This window comes from Glutamicibacter sp. HZAU, assembly GCF_004100365.1.
GTDB lineage: Bacteria > Actinomycetota > Actinomycetes > Actinomycetales > Micrococcaceae > Glutamicibacter > Glutamicibacter nicotianae.
In genome coordinates, this window is sequence record NZ_SCKZ01000008.1 from 62117 (window position 1) to 80097 (window position 17981).

15 protein-coding genes are annotated in these 17981 nt (G+C 64.9%); 5 read left to right on the forward strand and 10 right to left on the reverse strand.

Annotated features, from left to right (window positions below; all coding sequences use genetic code 11):
• Positions 1 to 7 precede the first annotated feature (7 nt).
• Complete coding sequence (locus EKH49_RS13300; RefSeq protein ID WP_128471214.1) at positions 8 to 1420, forward strand: aldehyde dehydrogenase family protein; 1413 nt, start codon at positions 8 to 10, stop codon at positions 1418 to 1420.
• 74 nt (positions 1421 to 1494) lie between these two features.
• Here EKH49_RS13300 and arr read toward each other — a convergent pair whose 3' ends face one another.
• Positions 1495 to 1905 (reverse strand): NAD(+)--rifampin ADP-ribosyltransferase, encoded by a 411-nt coding sequence (gene arr, locus EKH49_RS13305; RefSeq protein WP_128471215.1) that lies wholly within the window; start codon positions 1903 to 1905, stop codon positions 1495 to 1497.
• Positions 1906 to 2046: 141 nt separating this feature from the next.
• On the opposite strand from arr, the gene EKH49_RS13310 reads away from it, so the two are divergent.
• Positions 2047 to 2862: a shikimate 5-dehydrogenase gene (locus tag EKH49_RS13310; protein ID WP_128471216.1), complete on the forward strand. Its 816-nt coding sequence runs from the start codon at positions 2047 to 2049 to the stop codon at positions 2860 to 2862.
• Between the two features lie 92 nt (positions 2863 to 2954).
• Here the strand turns inward: EKH49_RS13310 and EKH49_RS13315 are convergent, their stop codons facing one another.
• The 5 genes from EKH49_RS13315 to EKH49_RS13335 form a co-directional block, all read right to left on the reverse strand.
• Positions 2955 to 3431 (reverse strand): HtaA domain-containing protein, encoded by a 477-nt coding sequence (locus tag EKH49_RS13315; protein WP_066141200.1) that lies wholly within the window; start codon positions 3429 to 3431, stop codon positions 2955 to 2957.
• Between the two features lie 92 nt (positions 3432 to 3523).
• Complete coding sequence (locus EKH49_RS13320; protein ID WP_128471217.1) at positions 3524 to 3961, reverse strand: hypothetical protein; 438 nt, start codon at positions 3959 to 3961, stop codon at positions 3524 to 3526.
• Positions 3962 to 3999: 38 nt separating this feature from the next.
• Entirely contained in the window at positions 4000 to 4911 is a 912-nt protein-coding gene (locus tag EKH49_RS13325; RefSeq protein WP_201739615.1) for an FAD-binding oxidoreductase, read from the reverse strand.
• Positions 4912 to 5115: 204 nt separating this feature from the next.
• Positions 5116 to 6480, reverse strand: a complete 1365-nt coding sequence (locus EKH49_RS13330) for an aspartate aminotransferase family protein (RefSeq protein WP_128471218.1) — start codon at positions 6478 to 6480, stop codon at positions 5116 to 5118.
• Positions 6481 to 6485: 5 nt separating this feature from the next.
• Positions 6486 to 7988, reverse strand: coding sequence for a CoA-acylating methylmalonate-semialdehyde dehydrogenase (locus EKH49_RS13335; RefSeq protein ID WP_128471219.1), 1503 nt, complete (start codon positions 7986 to 7988; stop codon positions 6486 to 6488).
• 111 nt (positions 7989 to 8099) lie between these two features.
• Between EKH49_RS13335 and EKH49_RS13340 the strand changes: the two genes are divergently transcribed.
• Both EKH49_RS13340 and EKH49_RS13345 read left to right on the forward strand, forming a co-directional pair.
• On the forward strand, positions 8100 to 9626 hold the full coding sequence (locus EKH49_RS13340; protein ID WP_128471220.1) for a PucR family transcriptional regulator: 1527 nt from the start codon (positions 8100 to 8102) through the stop codon (positions 9624 to 9626).
• A gap of 62 nt (positions 9627 to 9688) precedes the next feature.
• Positions 9689 to 11434 carry an HNH endonuclease signature motif containing protein gene (locus EKH49_RS13345; protein WP_128471221.1) on the forward strand — a complete coding sequence of 582 codons (1746 nt, stop codon included), beginning with the start codon at positions 9689 to 9691 and terminating at the stop codon, positions 11432 to 11434.
• Here the strand turns inward: EKH49_RS13345 and EKH49_RS13350 are convergent.
• The 4 genes from EKH49_RS13350 to EKH49_RS13365 all read right to left on the reverse strand — a co-directional run bounded on the left by EKH49_RS13350 (position 11431) and on the right by EKH49_RS13365 (position 16493).
• Positions 11431 to 13353, reverse strand: a complete 1923-nt coding sequence (locus EKH49_RS13350; protein WP_128471222.1) for an acyl-CoA dehydrogenase family protein — start codon at positions 13351 to 13353, stop codon at positions 11431 to 11433. The genes EKH49_RS13345 and EKH49_RS13350 overlap by 4 nt on opposite strands.
• An 80-nt stretch (positions 13354 to 13433) precedes the next feature.
• On the reverse strand, positions 13434 to 14492 hold the full coding sequence (locus EKH49_RS13355) for an ImmA/IrrE family metallo-endopeptidase (RefSeq protein WP_038990281.1): 1059 nt from the start codon (positions 14490 to 14492) through the stop codon (positions 13434 to 13436).
• A gap of 157 nt (positions 14493 to 14649) precedes the next feature.
• Positions 14650 to 16029 carry an aspartate aminotransferase family protein gene (locus tag EKH49_RS13360; RefSeq protein ID WP_128471223.1) on the reverse strand — a complete coding sequence of 460 codons (1380 nt, stop codon included), beginning with the start codon at positions 16027 to 16029 and terminating at the stop codon, positions 14650 to 14652.
• Positions 16026 to 16493, reverse strand: coding sequence for an Lrp/AsnC family transcriptional regulator (locus EKH49_RS13365; RefSeq protein ID WP_038990283.1), 468 nt, complete (start codon positions 16491 to 16493; stop codon positions 16026 to 16028). The genes EKH49_RS13360 and EKH49_RS13365 overlap by 4 nt, the downstream gene beginning before the upstream one ends.
• Before the next feature lie 210 nt (positions 16494 to 16703).
• Here EKH49_RS13365 and EKH49_RS13370 point away from each other — a divergent pair, with 210 nt between their 5' ends.
• Positions 16704 to 17927, forward strand: coding sequence for an ABC transporter substrate-binding protein (locus EKH49_RS13370; RefSeq protein ID WP_128471224.1), 1224 nt, complete (start codon positions 16704 to 16706; stop codon positions 17925 to 17927).
• Positions 17928 to 17981 lie beyond the last annotated feature (54 nt).

The window sequence follows — 17981 nt, forward strand, 5'->3', positions numbered from 1 at the left end:
CTCAAAGATGGCTTACGCAAACGCCCAAGAACTGCTGGACGCGATCCAGCCGGCAACCGGTGGCACCGAAATCCTGGACCCGGCAACCGGTGAACTGGTTGGCCGTGTCGCCGAGCAAAGCGCCGCGGACCTCGACGCCGCGGTCGCCGCGGCAAAGGCCGCCCAACCGGCATGGGATGCCCTGGGGCATGAGGAGCGCAAGCGCCTGCTGAACGCCGCGGCCGACAACATTGAAGCCAACGCCGAGGCACTGGCCGAACTGCTCTCCCGCGAGCAGGGCAAGCCGCTGAACGGCCCGAACGCCCGCTTCGAAGTCGGCGGAGCGGCCGCCTGGCTGCGCGCCGCCACCGCCTATGAGGTCGAGCCGGAGGTCGTCGTGGACGACGGCGAAACCTACGCCGCCAAGCACTACCGCGCACTGGGCGTCGTCGGCGCCATCGGTCCGTGGAACTGGCCAATGATGATCTCCATCTGGCAGCTGGCCCCGAGCCTGCGCATGGGCAACACCGTGGTGATGAAGCCCAGCGAATACACCCCGCTCTCGGTCCTCGCGCTGGTCCACGTGCTCAACGAAGTGCTGCCGGCCGACGTGCTGAACATCGTCGCCGGCGGACGCGAGGTTGGCGAGAAGCTCTCGGGGCATCCGGACATCGCCAAGATCATGTTCACCGGTTCCACTCCTACCGGCAAGGCCATCATCCGCTCCTCGGCCGATACCGTGAAGCGGCTGACCATGGAATTGGGCGGCAACGACGCCGGCATCGTGCTGGAAGACGCCGACCCGCAGGCCATTGCCGAAGACCTGTTCTGGGGTGCCTTCATCAACACCGGCCAGACCTGCGCTGCGCTCAAGCGCCTGTACGTGCCGGAATCGATCTACGATGCGGTATGCGAAGCGCTGGCCAACGTCGCCGCGAAGATGCCGATGGGTGTGGGCCTCGATGAGAACAACGTCCTCGGCCCGCTGCAGAACAAGGCCCAGTACGACATCGTTGCTTCCCTGGTCAAGGACGCCGTGGATTCCGGGGCGAAGGTGCTGCTCGGTGCCAACCCGGACGAGAACGCCGCCGGCTACTTCTACCCGACCACGCTGATTGCCGACATCGACCCGTCCAACCGCCTCGTGGTCGAGGAGCAGTTCGGCCCGGCCCTGCCGATCATCAAGGTCAAGGACACGGCCGAAGCGATCAAGCATGCCAACGCCCTGGAAGTAGGCCTCGGCGCCTCGGTGTGGGGCAGCAACCGCGAGAAGGCACTGGAAGTTGCCGCGCAGATCCAGGCGGGCACCGTATGGATCAACTCCCACGGCACCATTGATCCGCGTATTCCGTTTGGCGGCGCCAAGCAGTCCGGCTATGGCCTGGAATTCGGCCTGGACGGCTTGAAGTCGCTGGCCCAGCCGCAGATCATCAAGGGATGATATAGGCCAGCCGATCCAATGTCCATGGGCGGTGCCCGGCGCCGATCAGGCATCGGGCACCGCCCATCGACTGGCTAATTGATGATCGCGGCTGTTGGATCATTCGTGATCCGTGCGATGCGTTCACGCCAGTCCTGCAACGCTTCGGGCGACAAGCGCGTCCAGCCATGGACCTCACGGATGACACGGACCGGATGCGCACTGCGGTAGGACCGGGTGGGATTGCCCGGAAATTTCTTATCCGTGACATTCGGGTCATTTTCAAATGGCCCGGTCGGCTCCACCTCATACACATGCGCAGTGCCGTCCAATGCAGCGATTTCGGCTGCCAATCCTGCGCCATCGGCTAATGCGGTGAAGTAGATGTGGTTCATGATGACTTCGGGCCGATAGTTCGAGGGGAAACCGGGCGATAGCAGATCCCCGGGGCGCAATGCTGCCTTGGTGCCGTGGAAAAAAGGTCCCTGGTCAAGATCCTGGCTCATGCGCACTGAGCTTAGCCGATGCGCCTGCACAGCGAAAGAACAACCCAAACGTGCTCTGGTTGCCAATCAGGCTTTGCGGGATGCGGCAGTCAGTGCACGTATATTGGAGGTGAACCGGCCACCACCACTGGAGATCCCCGCGTGCCCATTTTGAACAAAGACATGTCCCTCTGCATTTCGCTCTCCGGGCGTCCATCGAATATCGGGACGCGTTTCCACAACTACCTGTATGACGAGCTCGGCCTGAGCTTCATCTACAAGGCCTTCGCCACCGAGGACCTGCCAGGAGCAATCGCCGGGGTACGTGCCCTGGGCATTCGCGGCTGCTCGGTCTCGATGCCGTTCAAGGAAGAAGTCATGGAACTGGTCGACGAAATCGAGCCTTCTGCAGCTGCCATCGATTCGGTCAACACGATTGTGAATCACGATGGCCGGCTCGTGGCATCGAATACCGACTTCGAAGCGATCGCCGCCCTGATTGACCGCCATGGATTGAATGCGCGAAGCAGCGTCCTGGTGCGCGGTTCCGGCGGCATGGCCAAGGCAGTGGTTGCCGCTTTCCGCGAGGCCGGATTCAGCGACGTGACGGTGCTGGCACGCAATGCGCACGCAGGCAAAGCGCTGGCCGACAAGTACGGCTACCGCCACGCCTCGGCAGATCCAGTTCCAGGCCACCAGATCCTGGTCAACGTCACTCCATTGGGCATGGATGGGGAGAATGCCGAAACGCTGTCGTTCACCGCTGAGCATATTGCTTCGGCCCAAAGCATCTTCGACGTGGTCGCCTTCCCCAGCCAGACGCCGCTGATCCGTGCCGCGCGAGACGCCGGCAAGCAGGTCATCACCGGGGCCGAGGTCATTGCGCTGCAAGCCGCGGCGCAGTTCGAAAAGTACACCGGGCACCCGCTGACCGAAGAACAAGTCCTGCGCGCGTCGGAGTTCTCGCGCGAATCCTGAATCAGCGGGTGACCAGCCACTTGGCTGGCGCGGCAACCCAACACAGTGAAGGCCCGGCGCTTGCGCGCCGGGCCTTCACTGCTGGTCAGCTGCTAACCGCGCAGCACAACCTCAACTTCTTCCATCTGCTGTCCGGCAGGATATTGGCCGTTGAACAGCTTCGAGCCAGCCTCGGTGAGCACCGCCGAGAAACGGGTCTTGACCAAGCCAAAAGCGTTCGAAACGCTGGTTTCGGTAAGCTCGGCAATGGCTACGCGCTCGCCGGCCTCGTCAATGGTGAGGGTGATGCGGTCATCGTGGTTCACGATGCGCGGCTCAATGAGATCCAGCTTCATCATGCCTCCGTGCCCGGAGAAGGAAACACGGCCGTTGAACCAGATTTCATTCTCCGGAACCTCGGTAGCGGGGGAGACAGGGAACGCCAACGCGTTGCCTGCCTGCCACACCCCGTTGGCGGCCTCGATGCGTCCGTCGGCGAGGGAAGAAATGTAGCTCACGAACGAAGCCTTCAGGCCCCATTCAAGATGCGGCTGGAACGGATCGCCTGCTGGCGCGCCACTTCCGATCATGGTCTTTTCCCTCCACAGGATATTGGCGTGAATAAATGCTGTGGCCAGTATTTCACACTGAAGTCAGATCCTGGTTCGCAGTTCTCTGCCAGCTAATCCTTCGTCATCTTGGGCTCGACGAGCGGGCGGTATTCGGCCTGCATGGAGATCTGGGCGTCCTCGTAGCTGGTGCCATCGGGGAGGGTGATGTCCGCCGTGGCCCACGACCCGTTCCAGTACTTGATGTCCAGTTCGGTCGGCGAGTATTCCTTGTGGATGTTCGCTTCGAGATTGCTCATCGCGGTGCTGTAGCCGGTGATCCCCATGACCAGGAAGACTGCTGTTGCGACTGAGGCAAGTCCGGCTGAAATGAATTCGGTGCGAATGGATGAGCGCCGGGCATAGGTCTGCTCCCCGTCACGCAGGCTGGCGAACGCCCTGCGGCGGATCAGCGCGTGGACAGCCAAGGGTACCGCGATCAGCAGGAGGACCACGGACAACGCCACGGACATGAGCGGAAGGCCGAAGGCTACTGGTAGATACTCATCCATGTACTTACCCTACCCATGTCAGCATCGGACTTCTAGAGCTAAATCGCCTTCCCCGGGTTCAAGATGCCCTGCGGATCGAACACCGCGCGCAGCCGCCGTTGCAATGCCAGCGAGGTCTCGCCCAGCTCCTCGGCCAGCCAATCCTGCTTGAGCAGGCCGATGCCGTGCTCTCCGGTCAGCGTGCCGCCCAGCAACTGGGCAAGGTGGAACATGTCGCCCAGCGCCGCTTTCGGCGCACCACTGGTGATCGACTGCCCTTCGGGCACCACGATGATCGGATGCAGGTTGCCGTCGGCGGCATGGGCAATGGTGAAGATCGAAACTCCGCGCTCGTTCTCGATGCGCTGCAGGCCGGCGAACGCCTCGGCCAAACGGTGCCGCGGCACGCCGATATCGCAGATCGAGGCGGTGCCCAGCAGCTCCATGCTCGGGATGGCCTGGCGCCTCGCTTCGATGAGCGCCTGGGCTTGTGCCTCATCGCGGGCAATCTCGATATGCCCGGCCAGCGGGGCAATCGCCTCCTGCAGCGCCTGCATTTCCAGGTGCGCGCCGTAGCCATCGGTCTGCGCGAGCAGCAAGGCGCCGCCGCGCGACTGGTGATCCGTTCCCAGCGCCGCATCCACCGCCTTCAAGGTCTTGCCGCACATCAGCTCCAGCACCGAGGGAGTCAGCCGTTCGGCGATCACCGCCGAGGCGGCCTTTGCCGCGGCATTTTCATCGGGGAAATAGGCGACCAGGGTGGAAGTATGCTTGGGCTTGGGGCGTAGCCGCAGCAGCGCCTCGACCACGATGCCCAGCGTGCCTTCCGAACCGATCATCAGCGCATTCATGTCGTAGCCGGCCACGCCCTTGATGGTCCGCCGCCCGGTGCGCAGCAGCTGCCCGTCGGGCAGCACCACCAGCAAGCTGAGCACCGACTCGCGGGTCACCCCGTACTTGGCGCACCACATCGTCGATGTCCTGCGCGAAGATCACCCCGTCGGCATAGGTTTCGGGCACATAGCCCGAGCGGTCCACGCTGGCCTGCCTGCGATCCTGCTCATCGATCGAGGCCCGGGGATGGGCGTCAAGCACGGGACTCGTTGCGAGGGTGGTCATCTCGATCTCCTTGCTAATGCGCAACTGGCAGGACAGCTGGGCTGTCCTGCCAGGTGCTATTGGACGAACGTGTCGGCGACGGCCAAGGCCTGCTCGAGGCGATCCAGCGCCTCGATGAGTACCGCATCCTCGATGTTCATCGCAGGCACCACGTGCAGCCGGTTGAAGTTCGCGAAGGGCAGCAGCCCTGCGGCCTTCGCGGCGGCAACCACCTGGTTCATCTCCGGGCTGCTGCCCCCGTAGGCGGCCAGCGGCTCGCGGGTCTCCCGGTTCTTCACCAGCTCGATCGCCCAGAACACGCCGGTTCCGCGCACCTCGCCCACGGAAGGATGCTCGGCGGCGAACTGCGCCAGGCGCGGCCCGATGATCTCTTCTCCCAGCCGCTTGGCGTTTTCCACCATGCCCTCGTCCTCCATCGCGGTGATGGTGGCGACCGCGGCCGCGCAGGCCAGCGGGTGGCCCGAGTAGGTCAGCCCGCCCGGGTAGGCCCGCTCGCGGAAGGTCTCGAAGATTTCCGGGCTGATCGCCACGCCGCCCAGCGGCACGTAGCCGGAGTTCACGCCCTTGGCGAAGGTGAGCAGGTCCGGGACGATGTCCCAGTGGTCGACCGCGAACCATTCGCCCGAGCGGCCGAAGCCCGCCATGACCTCGTCGGCGATGTACACGATGCCGTACTTGCGGGTCAACTCGCGCACCCCGGCCATGTAGCCGGCCGGCGGCACGTAGATGCCTGCGGTGCCCGGGATGGACTCCAGGATCAGCGCGGCGATGTTCGACGGGCCCTCCAGGATGATCGTGTCTTCCAGGTGCTTCAGCGCGCGCTCGGTCTCTTCCGCCTCGGTGGTGGAGTTGAAGTACGAGCGGTACGGGTAGGCGGGGAAGAAGTGCACCACGCCATCGCTGGCATGATCCGAGGCGAAGCGCCGCGGGTCGCCGGTGATGTTCACCGCCAGGTGGGTGCCGCCGTGGTAGGAGCGGTACGCAGAGAGCACCTTGTGCCTGCCGGTGTGCAGCCGCGCCATGCGCACCGCATGCTCCACCGCATCCGCCCCGCCGTTGGTGAAGAAGATCTTGTCCAGCTGCCCCGGGGTGTGCTGGGCGATCAGCCTGGCCGCCTCGGAGCGCGCGTCGTTCACATGCTGCGGGGCGATCGTGGCGATCCTGCCCGCCTGCTCGACGATCGCGGCGATCACCTTCGGGTGCTGGTGGCCGATGTTCGTGTTCACCAGCTGGCTGGAGAGGTCGATGAGCTTGTTGCCCTGTCCGTCCCACACGTACGAGCCCTCGGTCTTGAGGATCGTCATCGGGGTGAACGGGCCCTGGGCCTGCCAGGAGTGGAAGACGTGCTCGCGGTCCAGCTCGTAGGCGCGCTGGCCGGCAGCGATCTGGTCGCTGGTGATGTCGCTGATTTCGGTAGTCATGGGTCCTAGTCGTTCTGCGGGAAGCCGAGGTTGATGCCGCCGTGGCTCGGGTCGAGCCAGCGCTTGGTGATCACCTTGTTGCGGGTGAAGAACTTGAAGCCCTCCGGGCCGTAGGCGTGCTGGTCGCCGAACAGCGAGGCCTTCCAGCCGCCGAAGGAGTGGTAGCCCACGGGGACCGGGATCGGCACGTTGACCCCGACCATGCCCACCTGGATCTCGTCCTCGAAGCGGCGGGCCGCGCCGCCGTCATTGGTGAAGATCGCGGTGCCGTTGCCGTACGGCGAGGAGTTGATCAGCTCGATGCCCTCGTTGAAGCTGTCCACGCGGACCACCGACAGCACCGGGCCGAAGATCTCCTCGGTGTAGATGGACATGTCCGTGCCGACCTTGTCGAACATCGTCGGGTGCAGGAAGAAGCCCTCGCCGTCGGCGTCCACCGTGCCGGTGCGGCCATCGAGCACCAGCTCGGCGCCGGCAGCGACACCTGCATCGATGTAGCCGGCCACCTTCGCCTTGTGATCGCCGGTGATCAGCGGGCCCATGTCGCAGCCGCGGGTGCCATCGCCCACGCGCAGCGTCTTGGCGCGTTCGGCGATCTTGGCGACCAGCTCATCGGCGATGGTGTCGAGCGCGACGACCACGGAGATCGCCATGCAGCGCTCGCCGGCCGCGCCGAAGCCTGCGTTGACGGCCATGTCGGCGGCCAGGTCCAGGTCGGCATCCGGCAGCACCAGCATGTGGTTCTTCGCGCCGCCGAAGGCCTGCACCCGCTTGTTGTGGGCGGTTCCGGTGGAGTAGACGTACTGCGCGATCGGGGTGGAGCCCACGAAGGACACCGAGTTCACCCGCGGATCGGTCAGCAGCGTGTCCACCGCTTCCTTGTCGCCGTGCACCACGTTCAGCACGCCCTCGGGCAGACCGGCCTCGGTGAACAGCTCGGCCAGCCAGTTGGCGGCCGACGGGTCCTTCTCCGATGGCTTGAGCACCACGGTGTTGCCGGCGGCGATGGCTACCGGGAAGAACCACAGCGGCACCATGGCCGGGAAGTTGAAGGGGGAGATGATGGCCGCGACGCCGACCGGCTGGCGCAGGGACTGCACGTCGATGCCGGTTGAGGCGTTCTGCGAGAACTCGCCCTTGAGCAGGTAGGGGGCGTTGCAGCACAGCTCGACGACCTCCAGGCCGCGGGCCACCTCGCCCAGCGCGTCATCGAGCACCTTGCCGTGCTCGGCGGTGATGATCGCCGCCAGCTCGCCCTTGCGCTCGGCCAGCAGCTGGCGGAAGTTGAACATGATCGCGGTGCGGCGGGCCAGCGAGGTGTCGCGCCAGCCCGGGAAGGCTGCCGCGGCGGCGGCGATCGCATGCTCGGTGGTGGCTTTCGAGGCCAGCGCCACGTGGCGGGAGACCTCGCCGGTGGCGGGGTTGTAGACCTTGCCGGTGCGGTCATCGGCGGAGTAGCTGGCGTTGTTGATCCAGTGCTGCAAGGTGTCGGTCAGCGTTGCGGTCATCGTATCGGCCTTTCGAAGTTGGGTGCCTGCATTCATCATGGGTCATGGATGTGAGGGGCAACACCATCACTGTGTCATGATTTAAGCACTATCGATGACGGAGTGTAAAAAATGCTGACGGTGAACGACGTGCTGCACCTGCCGGTGGTGCAGGCCGCCGACCCGCAGGTGCTCTGCGCCGCCGGGATGGACGCGCAGCTGCGCTGGGTGCACGTCACCGAATCCACCGAGAACATCGACCTGCTGCTGGGCCGCGAGCTGATCCTCACCACCCTGCGCAACGTGAACGATGTGCGCGCCTTCATTACCGCGCTGAGCGAGGCCGGAGCGGTCGGGGTGATCATCGAGGACTTGTCCGGCGCCGAGCTGGATGTCGCCGACCTGGGCCTGCCGGTCATCGCCCTGCGCACCACCACCCGTTTCGTGTCGATCACCGAGGTCATCCACCAGAAGCTCGTGGCCGAGCAGCTCGAGGCCGTGCAGTTCTCCCGCACGGTGCACGAAATCTACACCGGGCTCTCGCTGACCGAGGCCGACGAGGCGCAGATCGTGGCCCGCACCGCGCAGCTGCTCTCGGCCCCCGTGGTGCTCGAAGATGTCCGCCACCATGTGCTCGCCGAGTCCGGCGCGCAACTGGAAGACTGGATCACCCGCTCCCGTTTCGTCGGCTACCTGGAGCACACCGGGCGCGCCACCGGCGCCGAGAACTGGCTGCAGACCCCGGTCGGGGCGGTGCGCAGCCGGTGGGGCCGGCTGATCGTCCCGGCCGTGCTGGATGACGACGACCGCGCCGCCCTGGTCCTGGAACGTGCCGGCCAGGCGCTGACCATCGCCCGGCTTTCCGGCCGCGACCAGCGCGAACTGCTCTACCAGGCCCGAACCTCCACGCTGCACGAACTGCAGTCGGGGCACAGCTACAGCGACAAGGACATCGCCATCCGCACCCAGGCCCTGGGCCTGGCCGCCGCCCCCTACTACGTCCCGGTGGTCATCTCGCTGGCCGGATCCGGCACGCCCACCGAAACCCAGCTGGCCGACCGCGCCCTGCTCGAAGTGCTCGACCAGCTCGCCGACGCCCAGCACCTGGGCATCCTGGCCGGCTCGCTCAAGCCCGGGTATCTGGGGCTGATCCTGCCGCTGCGTGCCCGCGAACTGGTGGACTCCACCCTGCAGGGCTTCACCCGGCGGCTGGCCGAGCAGCTCACCGCCCCGGTGGCCATCGGGGTGGGCCCCGAAGGTACGCTGGCCACCAGCATCGCCGGGCTGGAGGAGGCCGCGCACGTCGCGCAGATCGTCCCGCACCTGCCCACCCGCGCCCAGCCCTATTACCGCTTCGCCGACCTGCGCCTGCGCGGGGTGCTTTCGGCCATGGGCGGCGACCCGCGGATGCGTTCCTTCGCGCAGGCCGAGCTCGCCGGCCTGCTCAACCCGGTCGATCACCAGGGACTCGACCTGCTCGATCTCTACCTGGCCCACGGCGGGAACAAGACCGCACTGGCCAAGGCCGGCTACCTTTCGCGGCCGACCCTGTATTCCCGGCTGGCCAAGCTCGAAGCAAAGCTGGGGGTGCAGCTGGACTCCGCCGAATCCCGGGCCTCGCTGCAGGTCGCGCTGCTTTGGTACCGCATGCACGGCTGAGGTTTTCCACATTCCGCCCCGGCGTACCAGCGGCATGGCGTTTCGGGCGCAAGCTGGTTCCCATGAGCACAGACATCGCGCAAGCACTGAAGGATCTGGCCAACGCCAAAGCGTTGGCCGCTTCAGCGACCCGGCGCCTGGCCCACAGCGGTCTCACCGCTGGGCAGGCCGCCTATTTCGCGCTGCTCACCGAAGACTTGGCCCAAGAACTCTCCCGGACCCAGGTCCACGCGGCCGCCGCCCTGCGGACTACCGGTGCCCACAAGCTCGACCAGGAATCCTTCCAGGCCATCACCGATCTCGGACCCGACCCCACCATCGAAGAGATCGAAGCAGTGAAGGGCAGCACCATCACGGGGCGCACGCATTTCAAGGATGCTAAAGGGTTGATGACCGGCTGGCTGGATATCCCGCGCAGCACCGCCACCGCCAGGCTGGTGCAGGCCGACTGCCTGCTCGGCGGCGTGGACGAAGCAGGAGAACCAACCGAACCATGGCTGCCCGAGCTCGCCGTGCAGTTCGGGGACCCGAGTATCGATCCGCGGCTGGTCGCCTCGGCGGCCATGAAGCTGCATTCGGTGCGCAAGGACCTGGGCGAAGGCAAAGCGGCCGAAGCGAAGAAGCAGCAGCTGCAGGCCGAGTCCGCGGCGTTCCTGCGGTCGGAGCCGAAATCGGCGCGCAAGCACATCAACGACCTGGTCGCTCAGGTCAAGGCCGGCAAGCGCCCGCTCAAGGCCTTGCTGGATGGGATCGGGATCTTCAAGCGCGGCATGCGCAAAGGCCTGGTGGAATACCTCTTCCGTGTTCTTCCTTCGCATTCGGCTTATATCGAGGCGTATTTCGCGAATCTGGATAATCCTTCCACGGTTGCCGGCAACCGGCAGGGCTTGAAGGACGTGGATGCCCAGTTCACCGGTGAGGAAACCAGCGGCTGGGATGATGAGGGCAGCAAGCCGGACTGGGCGAAAGACAGACCCGGCGACGAGGACGTCGAGGATGACCCGCCGGAAGAAGGACTCAATCCAGACGCAGAGGATCCCCCTTCCCAAGCGGACGATCATCGGCCAGAAGGCGAAGACGAGGATCACCAACCAGAAGGTGATAGTTCCGAACCGGAGCCGGCAAGCGGTGAATGGGAAGATCTGAAACCCGAGCGGCGGCGGCTTGTCGGTTTCATGGCTTTGCTGATGAGCGAACGGAAACCGAACGGCAGCCCGCCGGACCAACAGGCTGGGCTTGCCGGTGCTCAGGTGAGCGTCATCCTGGATTGGGACAAACTGCAGCAGCAAGCCGAGGATTTCGCAGTGACGTCTTCGGGGATCCTGCTTTCCCCGGGCGAGGCCAGGACAGCATTGTGCACTGCGGGGATTCTCCCGGTGGTGCTCAACGGCAAGAGCCTGCCGTTGGATCTGGGGCGGACACAGCGGTTGTTCTCGAAGGCGCAAGTCCGTGCTTTGCGGGCAGCCTATCGGGGGTGTTCGTATCCTGGGTGCAGCATGCCTGCACAAAGATGCGAAGCGGATCATCTGGATCCGTGGGAGAAGGGCGGGCGCACTGATATCAACTCTGCGGTGTTGAATTGCTTGATCCACCATACGGCCCGGCATTGCGGGCTGTTCCACGCGGTGAAGATCCCGGGCAGCCGGCCGATGGTGCTGCTGCCGCCGGAATTGGATCCGGAGCAGAAATTACGGATCAACACGTATTTCATGACTCCGGCTGAAGCGTTGGAGGCTGAGGCGTTAGCGGAGGAGACCACAATGCGGTGGCGTGCGGGATTGCTGGACGTCGAAATCGCCGAGCCTTAAGGCTCCTTCCCATACGGCCAGCGCACATCCTCGCCAACCTCATCGGACCACTGGGCGATCCAGACACCGGTGCCTTCAGAGGCATCGCGGACCCCTTCTTCCAGCCACTGGAACTTGCCGTCCAGCAGGTCGGCGGCGAGCTGCCCGTCGGAATGCGTCGTGTTGTTCCAGAGCTTCTCGAAGTGCTCCTCGCAGCGCTGCGCAGCCTGCTCGCAGAAGGCCAGGGCAAGGCGCTGCGCCGAGTCGCGCTGTGCAGCAGGAGACTGCGGCAGCGCGGTGGTCTTGGCAATCACGGCGGACATGGCGAACAGCTCCGCGCCGATATCCACGATATGGCCGAGGAAAACCTGCTGCTTTTCCATGCCTGCCTGCCAGCGTGCCATGCCGGCGAACGTCTGGCGAGCGAGCCGGCGCGAGGTCCGTTCCACATAGCGCAGATGCTTCGCCAAGGGGCCATGCCCGGAATAGGACGTCGGCACCGAGCCTGCGCCCACGGCGAGCTTGGGCAGCCAGCGGGCATAGAATCCCGACGCGGATGCCGCGGCTCGAGCCTTTTCCTCCATGCTCGCCCCGGCACGAGCCAGGTCTCCCGCGGCCTGCAGGTGGGTATCCACCGCCTCGCGGGCAATCAGCAGGTGCATGATTTCGGTGGAGCCCTCGAAGATGCGGTTGATCCGCAGATCGCGCAACAGCTGCTCCACCGGCACCGCCCGTTCGCCGCGCGCCGCTTGGGACCGGGCGGTCTCGAAGCCGCGGCCGCCACGGATCTGCAACAGCTCATCGGCGATCGTGCACGCGACCTCCGAAGCCCAGAGCTTGGCCAGGGCCGCTTCGATGCGGATATCTTTCGTGCCGGCATCGGCCAGCCGGGCCGAAACCTCGAAAACCGCTTCCAGCGCATAGCTGCTGGCAGCAATGTAGGCGAGCTTGCCGGCGACGGCCTGGTGCTTGCCGACCGGCTTGCCCCACTGCACTCGCGCCGCGGACCATTCGCGGGCAATCTTCGTGGACCATTTGCCGGCCCCGGCGCACATCGCCGGAATGGACAGGCGCCCGGTATTCAAGGTGCTCAGCGCGATCTTCAGTCCCGAGCCTTCCTTGCCCAGCCGGTTGGCCACCGGGACGCGAACCTCGCGGAAGCGTGTCACCCCGTTCTCGATGCCGCGCAGGCCCATGAACTGGTTGCGGTTCTCCACGACGATGCCCTCGGTATCAGCCTCGACGATGAAGGCGGTGATTCCTCCGCGGCCCGCCGGCTCTTCACCCGCGGCCTCGTGCGGCTGCACCGCGGCCATCACCACCAGCAGCTCGGCGACCACCCCGTTGGTGGTCCACAGCTTTGCGCCGTCCAGGAGATAGTGGGTGCCGTCGTCGCTGAGCCGGGCCGTGGTGCCCAACCGGGCAGGGTCCGAACCGACATCATTCTCGGTGAGCAGGAAGGCGCTGATTGCTCCGGCCGCGCAGCGCGGCAGGTATTCGCGTTTTTGCTCCTCGGTGCCGAAGGACTTCACCGGCTCGGGGACGCCAATGGACTGATGGGCCGAAAGCAGCGCGCCGAGCGCGGGGCACACCACGCCGACCCGCATGAGCGCCCGGCCGTAGTCCAGCAGGCTCAGCCCCAGCCCGCCGTATTCAATCGGGATCTTCATGCCGAAGGCGCCGACGCGGCGCAGCTGGGCAATGTACTCATCGGGGATGCGTGCCTCGGCTTCGATGCGTTCCGGGTCGATGGAATCGAGCACCGCTTCGAGCTGCGGCAGGAAGGCCTGGCCGCGTTCCGGGTGCACGGCTCCCGGCAGCGGTTCGATCAGCGAGAAGTCCACGGCCCCCATGTACAGGCCCTTGGCGAAGCTGGGGCGGTTGAACTGCTCGCGGGATTCCTCGGCGATTTGCCGGGACGTGTCGGCGTTGGCTTGCATGGCGATCCCCTTTTGGCTCGGCGATCGGCCGCGGCGCCATCGCCTGGTGGCACCAGCGTAGCCCCGAATCCGCGGGGTTGCTAGAGCGCGCGCAGGTGGCCGCGGATTCCCTCGCCGGCTTGATGCAGGTTCCCGCCGTCGAGCACCACGTAGGCCTGCCCGAAGGTGAGCTCATGGATCTGCGCTGCGGTCTGCCCCAATTCGCGGGCGATCCGTGCGGTGCTGGCCCGATGATCGAGCTGCAGCGAGGGGAAGACCAGCGAGAACACCCGGGAGACGAGTTGCTGGTGCCCTGCGGCCGGTTCCAGAGCCAGCTCCTGGGACAGCCAGCGGTAGGTGCCGTCGCCCAGCAGGCCGCAGGCCCTGGCGTGCGCCAGGATCGCCGTGGCAGGTGCCCCGAAGTGCTCTTCGAGAACCAGCAGCTGCGGGATCTGCAGCGAGTCCGAAACCCTGACCTGCAGGGACAAGGAAGGCAGCAGCAGGCGTGCGGCGAATTCATCGGCCTCGCGCTCGGCGGTGGCCATCTGCTCGCGGTTCTCGCCCAGCGAGGAGTGCATCAGCAGATGCCCCAGCTCGTGGGCCATGTCCAGGCGTTGCGCATTGCGGCTGCCGGCGGCCAGGAAGATGAAGGCCTGTCCGTCTTCCCAGAAGCTGAAGGTCTTGACCGCGTCCAGCGAGGCAGGCAGGCTTAGCACCCGCACCCCGTGGGATTCGAGCAGGTGCAGCAGATCGGGCAGCGCGCCGCAGCCCAGATCCCATTCGGTGCGCAGCTGCGCTGCCGCATCTTCCGGGGTGAAGCCGCACAGCTCGGGGATCTCGGTTTGCGGGAGCCGGAAGTTCCGCGTGATCAGGTGGTAGAGCTCCACGCCGTTGCGGCCCAGGGCGGCGGCTGCCACCTTCTGCGCGGTGCTCGTGCGGCGAGGGGAGCGGAAGAAGATCCGTTCGGTGTCGATGCCCCGGGTGGCGGGAAGCCGGAAGTACTGCGGCGCGCAGTCCAGCGCATCGGCCAGCGCAAGGGAAAGATCCTCGGGAGCACGAGCTAGTTCGCGCTCGCAAATGCCCAGCGAGGCGGCCAAGGCGGACCGGCTCAGCGCCGCACGTTCGCGTGCCAGCCTGATTCTGGTCGGTTCCAAAGTCATGAGGTTCCTGCAATCTTCCAAAAGGCGATCTTAATCGTCTAATGACCTCAGACTAGTGGCCTATGCCACAAAGTACCAATTGGGCGTAGCTTCGTGAAGTAACACGCTCTGACTAGTGCAAAAGGCCCGCAGGCGACGCCTGCGGGCCTTGCCGCACCTAGATCTTGCTGGCCGCTTCCTGCAGCACGGTGCGCAGGATTGATTCGATCTGGTCGAACTCCGGCTGCCCGATGGTGATCGGCGGAGCCAGCTGGATGACCGGGTCGCCACGGTCATCTGCGCGGCAGTACAGTCCGGCCTCCCATAGCGCCGGGCTCAGGTACCCGCGCAGCAGGCGTTCGGACTCGGCGTCGTTGAAGGTTTCCTTGGTCGCCTTGTCCTTGACCAGCTCGATCCCGTAGAAGTACCCGGCACCGCGCACGTCGCCGACGATATCCAGGTCGGTGAGCTTGGAGAGCGTGGACTTGAACGCGTCGGCATTGTTCTTGACGTTCTCGTTCAGGCCCTCGCGTTCGAAGATGTCCAGATTCGCCATCGCCACCGCTGCGGCCACCGGATGCCCGCCGAAGGTGTAGCCGTGGTAGAACGTGGTGTCGCCCTTGGTGAACGGCTCGAACAGCTTGTCGGAAACGACCATTACGCCCAGCGGGGCATAGCCGCTGGTCAGCGCCTTGGCCGAGGTGATGATGTCCGGGACGTAGCCGAAGTCATTGCAGGCGAACATCGATCCGATGCGGCCGAACGCGCAGATGGTCTCATCGGAGACCAGCAGCACGTCGTGCTCGTCGCAGATTTCGCGGACCCGGTCGAAGTATCCAAGAGGCGGCGGGAAGCAGCCGCCGGAGTTCTGCACCGGTTCCAGGAAGACCGCGGCCACCGTGTCGGGGCCTTCGAACTCGATGGCTTCGCGGATGCGCTCTGCGGCCCACAGCCCGAAGTCCTTCTCGTTGTCGGCGAACATCTCCGGGGCCCGGTAGAAGTTCGTGTTCGGCACGCGGAAGGTGCCGGGAACCAGCGGTTCGAACGGGGTCTTCATATCCGGCAGCGAGGTGATGGCCAGGGCGCCCTGCGGGGTGCCGTGGTAGGCCAACGCGCGTGAAATGACCTTGGTCTTGCCCGGCTTGCCCTTCATCTTGAAATGCTGCTTGGCCAGCTTGAAGGCGGATTCGACGGCTTCGCCGCCGCCGGTGGTGAAGAAGACGCGGTTCAGGTCGCCCGGCGCATAGCTGGCCAGCCGTTCGGCCAGGTCGATCGCCGGTTCATGGGCGTAGGACCACAGCGGCATGAAGGCCAGCTTCTCAGCCTGCTTGGCCATGGCCTCTGCCAGTTCGGCACGACCATGCCCGGCGTTGACCACGAACAGCCCGGCCAGGCCGTCGAAGTATTCGCGTCCGGCATCGTCGTAGATCTTGTGCCCCTCGCCGCGCGAGATGATCGGCACCTGCGCGCCGTTGGAAATTCCGGAGTGCCGGGCCATATGCATCCATAGGTGATCGCGAGCGGCCTGCTGGCGATCGGTACCACGTGGTGTGTTCATCGTGTTCCCCAGTTGTATTCCTGTTTTTTGAGTGAAAGGTAGGTGTACGTATTGGTGCTGACCACGCCTTCGAGCCCGCGGATCGTTCCGATCACGCGCAACAGGTCTTCATCGTTCGAGCAGATGACCTCGGCGAGGATGTCCGAGCTGCCGGCGGTGACCACGCAGTAGTCGACCTCCGGCAGTTCAGCGATCCGGTCGGCGGTGCCGCTGATATCGCTGGCGGCGACGATGCCGATCATGGCCTGGCGGGTGAAGCCCAATTCCAGTGGATTGGTGACTGCGACGATTTGCACGACGCGGCTCTCGACCAGCTTCTGCACGCGCTGGCGCACAGCCGCTTCGCTCAGGCCGACTGCCTTGCCGATGGCGGCATAGGAGCGCCGGCCATCTTCCTGCAGCTGCTCGATGATCTCCTTGGAAATTTCATCAATGGCCTGCGCGGTATGCGAGGGCAGCGTCATATCGACCTCCTAGGTCTAAGGGACTTTCCACAGACCCTACCTTCACTGAATCAGTTGCGAAAGAGGTATTTTCAAAAGATTTCAGTTTTCGTAACGTAATTTTTACAAGGAAACTTGCGTTCAGGTCTTGTTGCACCTGCGCATTGCTGGCAGGATGAACGTCAACACTTTCACGTGTGTCCGATCACATTCGTCGTTAGGATTCCAGCCATGTCGCACTCGCAACGCCGACTTCCGCAAGACCCGCAGATCCGCGCACTCGTCCAGGCCATGGGCCAGCGCAGCTACTCCCGCCGCTCGGTGCTTTCCGCCGCCGGCGCCCTGGGCCTGACCGGGCTGCTCGCGGCCTGCGGCACTGGTGGCAGCAGCACGCAAGCAGCCCCGTCGATCAAGGACATTTCCGAAACCGATCCGACGGTCAATTGGGCCAACTGGACCCTGTACCTGGATTACGACGATGAGAAGAAGACCTATCCGACTCTCGATGCCTTCACCAAGAAGACCGGCATCGCGGTGAACTACCGCGAGGACATCGACGGCAACGACACCTACTACGGCAAGGTGCAGGGCCAGCTCAAGGCCGGCCAGGACATCGGCCAGGACATCATCACGCTGACCGACTGGATGGCCGGGCGCATCATCCGCCAGGGCTACGTCCAGGAACTGAACCTGGCGAACATCCCCAACTCCGCCAACCTGCTGCCGAGCCTGAAGGAAGTCGACTTCGACCCGGGGCGCAAGCACTCGCTGACCTGGCAGTCCGGATATGCCGGCATCGCCTGGAACAAGAAGGCGTTCCCGAAGGGCCTGAAGTCCGTCGAGGACCTCTGGGATCCGAAGCTCAAGGGCCGTGTCACCGTGCTCGACGAAATGCGCGACACCATCGGCCTGCTGATGATGCAGAACGGCGTGGACATCGCCGGCCAGTGGGGCGAAAGCGAATTCGGTGCCGCGACCGACGTGCTGCGCGAGAACATCGACAATGGCCAGATCCGCCAGGTCAAGGGCAACTCCTACAAGGAGGACTTCGTCTCCGGCGATGCGATCGCCGGCATTGTCTGGTCAGGGGACATCGTGCAGATGAACTTCGAGAACGACGACCAGTGGGAGTTCGTGCTCCCCGAAGCCGGCGGCACCCTGTGGAGCGACAACCTGATGGTTCCGGTCGCGTCGCCGCGCAAGGCCAACGCCGAGAAGCTCATGGACTTCTACTACGACCCGGCCGTGGCCGCAGAGGTCGCGGCCTACGTGAACTACATCTGCCCGGTGGCCGGCGCCAAGGAAGAGATGGAGAAGATCGACCCGGAACTGGTCAGCAACCCGCTGATCTTCCCGACCGACGCCGATCTGGCCAAGGCGCACGTCTTCCGCTCGCTGGAGGCGGATGAAGAGACCACGTTGAACTCTGAATTCCAGAGTGCCATCGGCGCCTAGAAGCGGGGAATTCCATGCGACATCGAGCCGATATCCGCACGCGCAGAGGCGCAG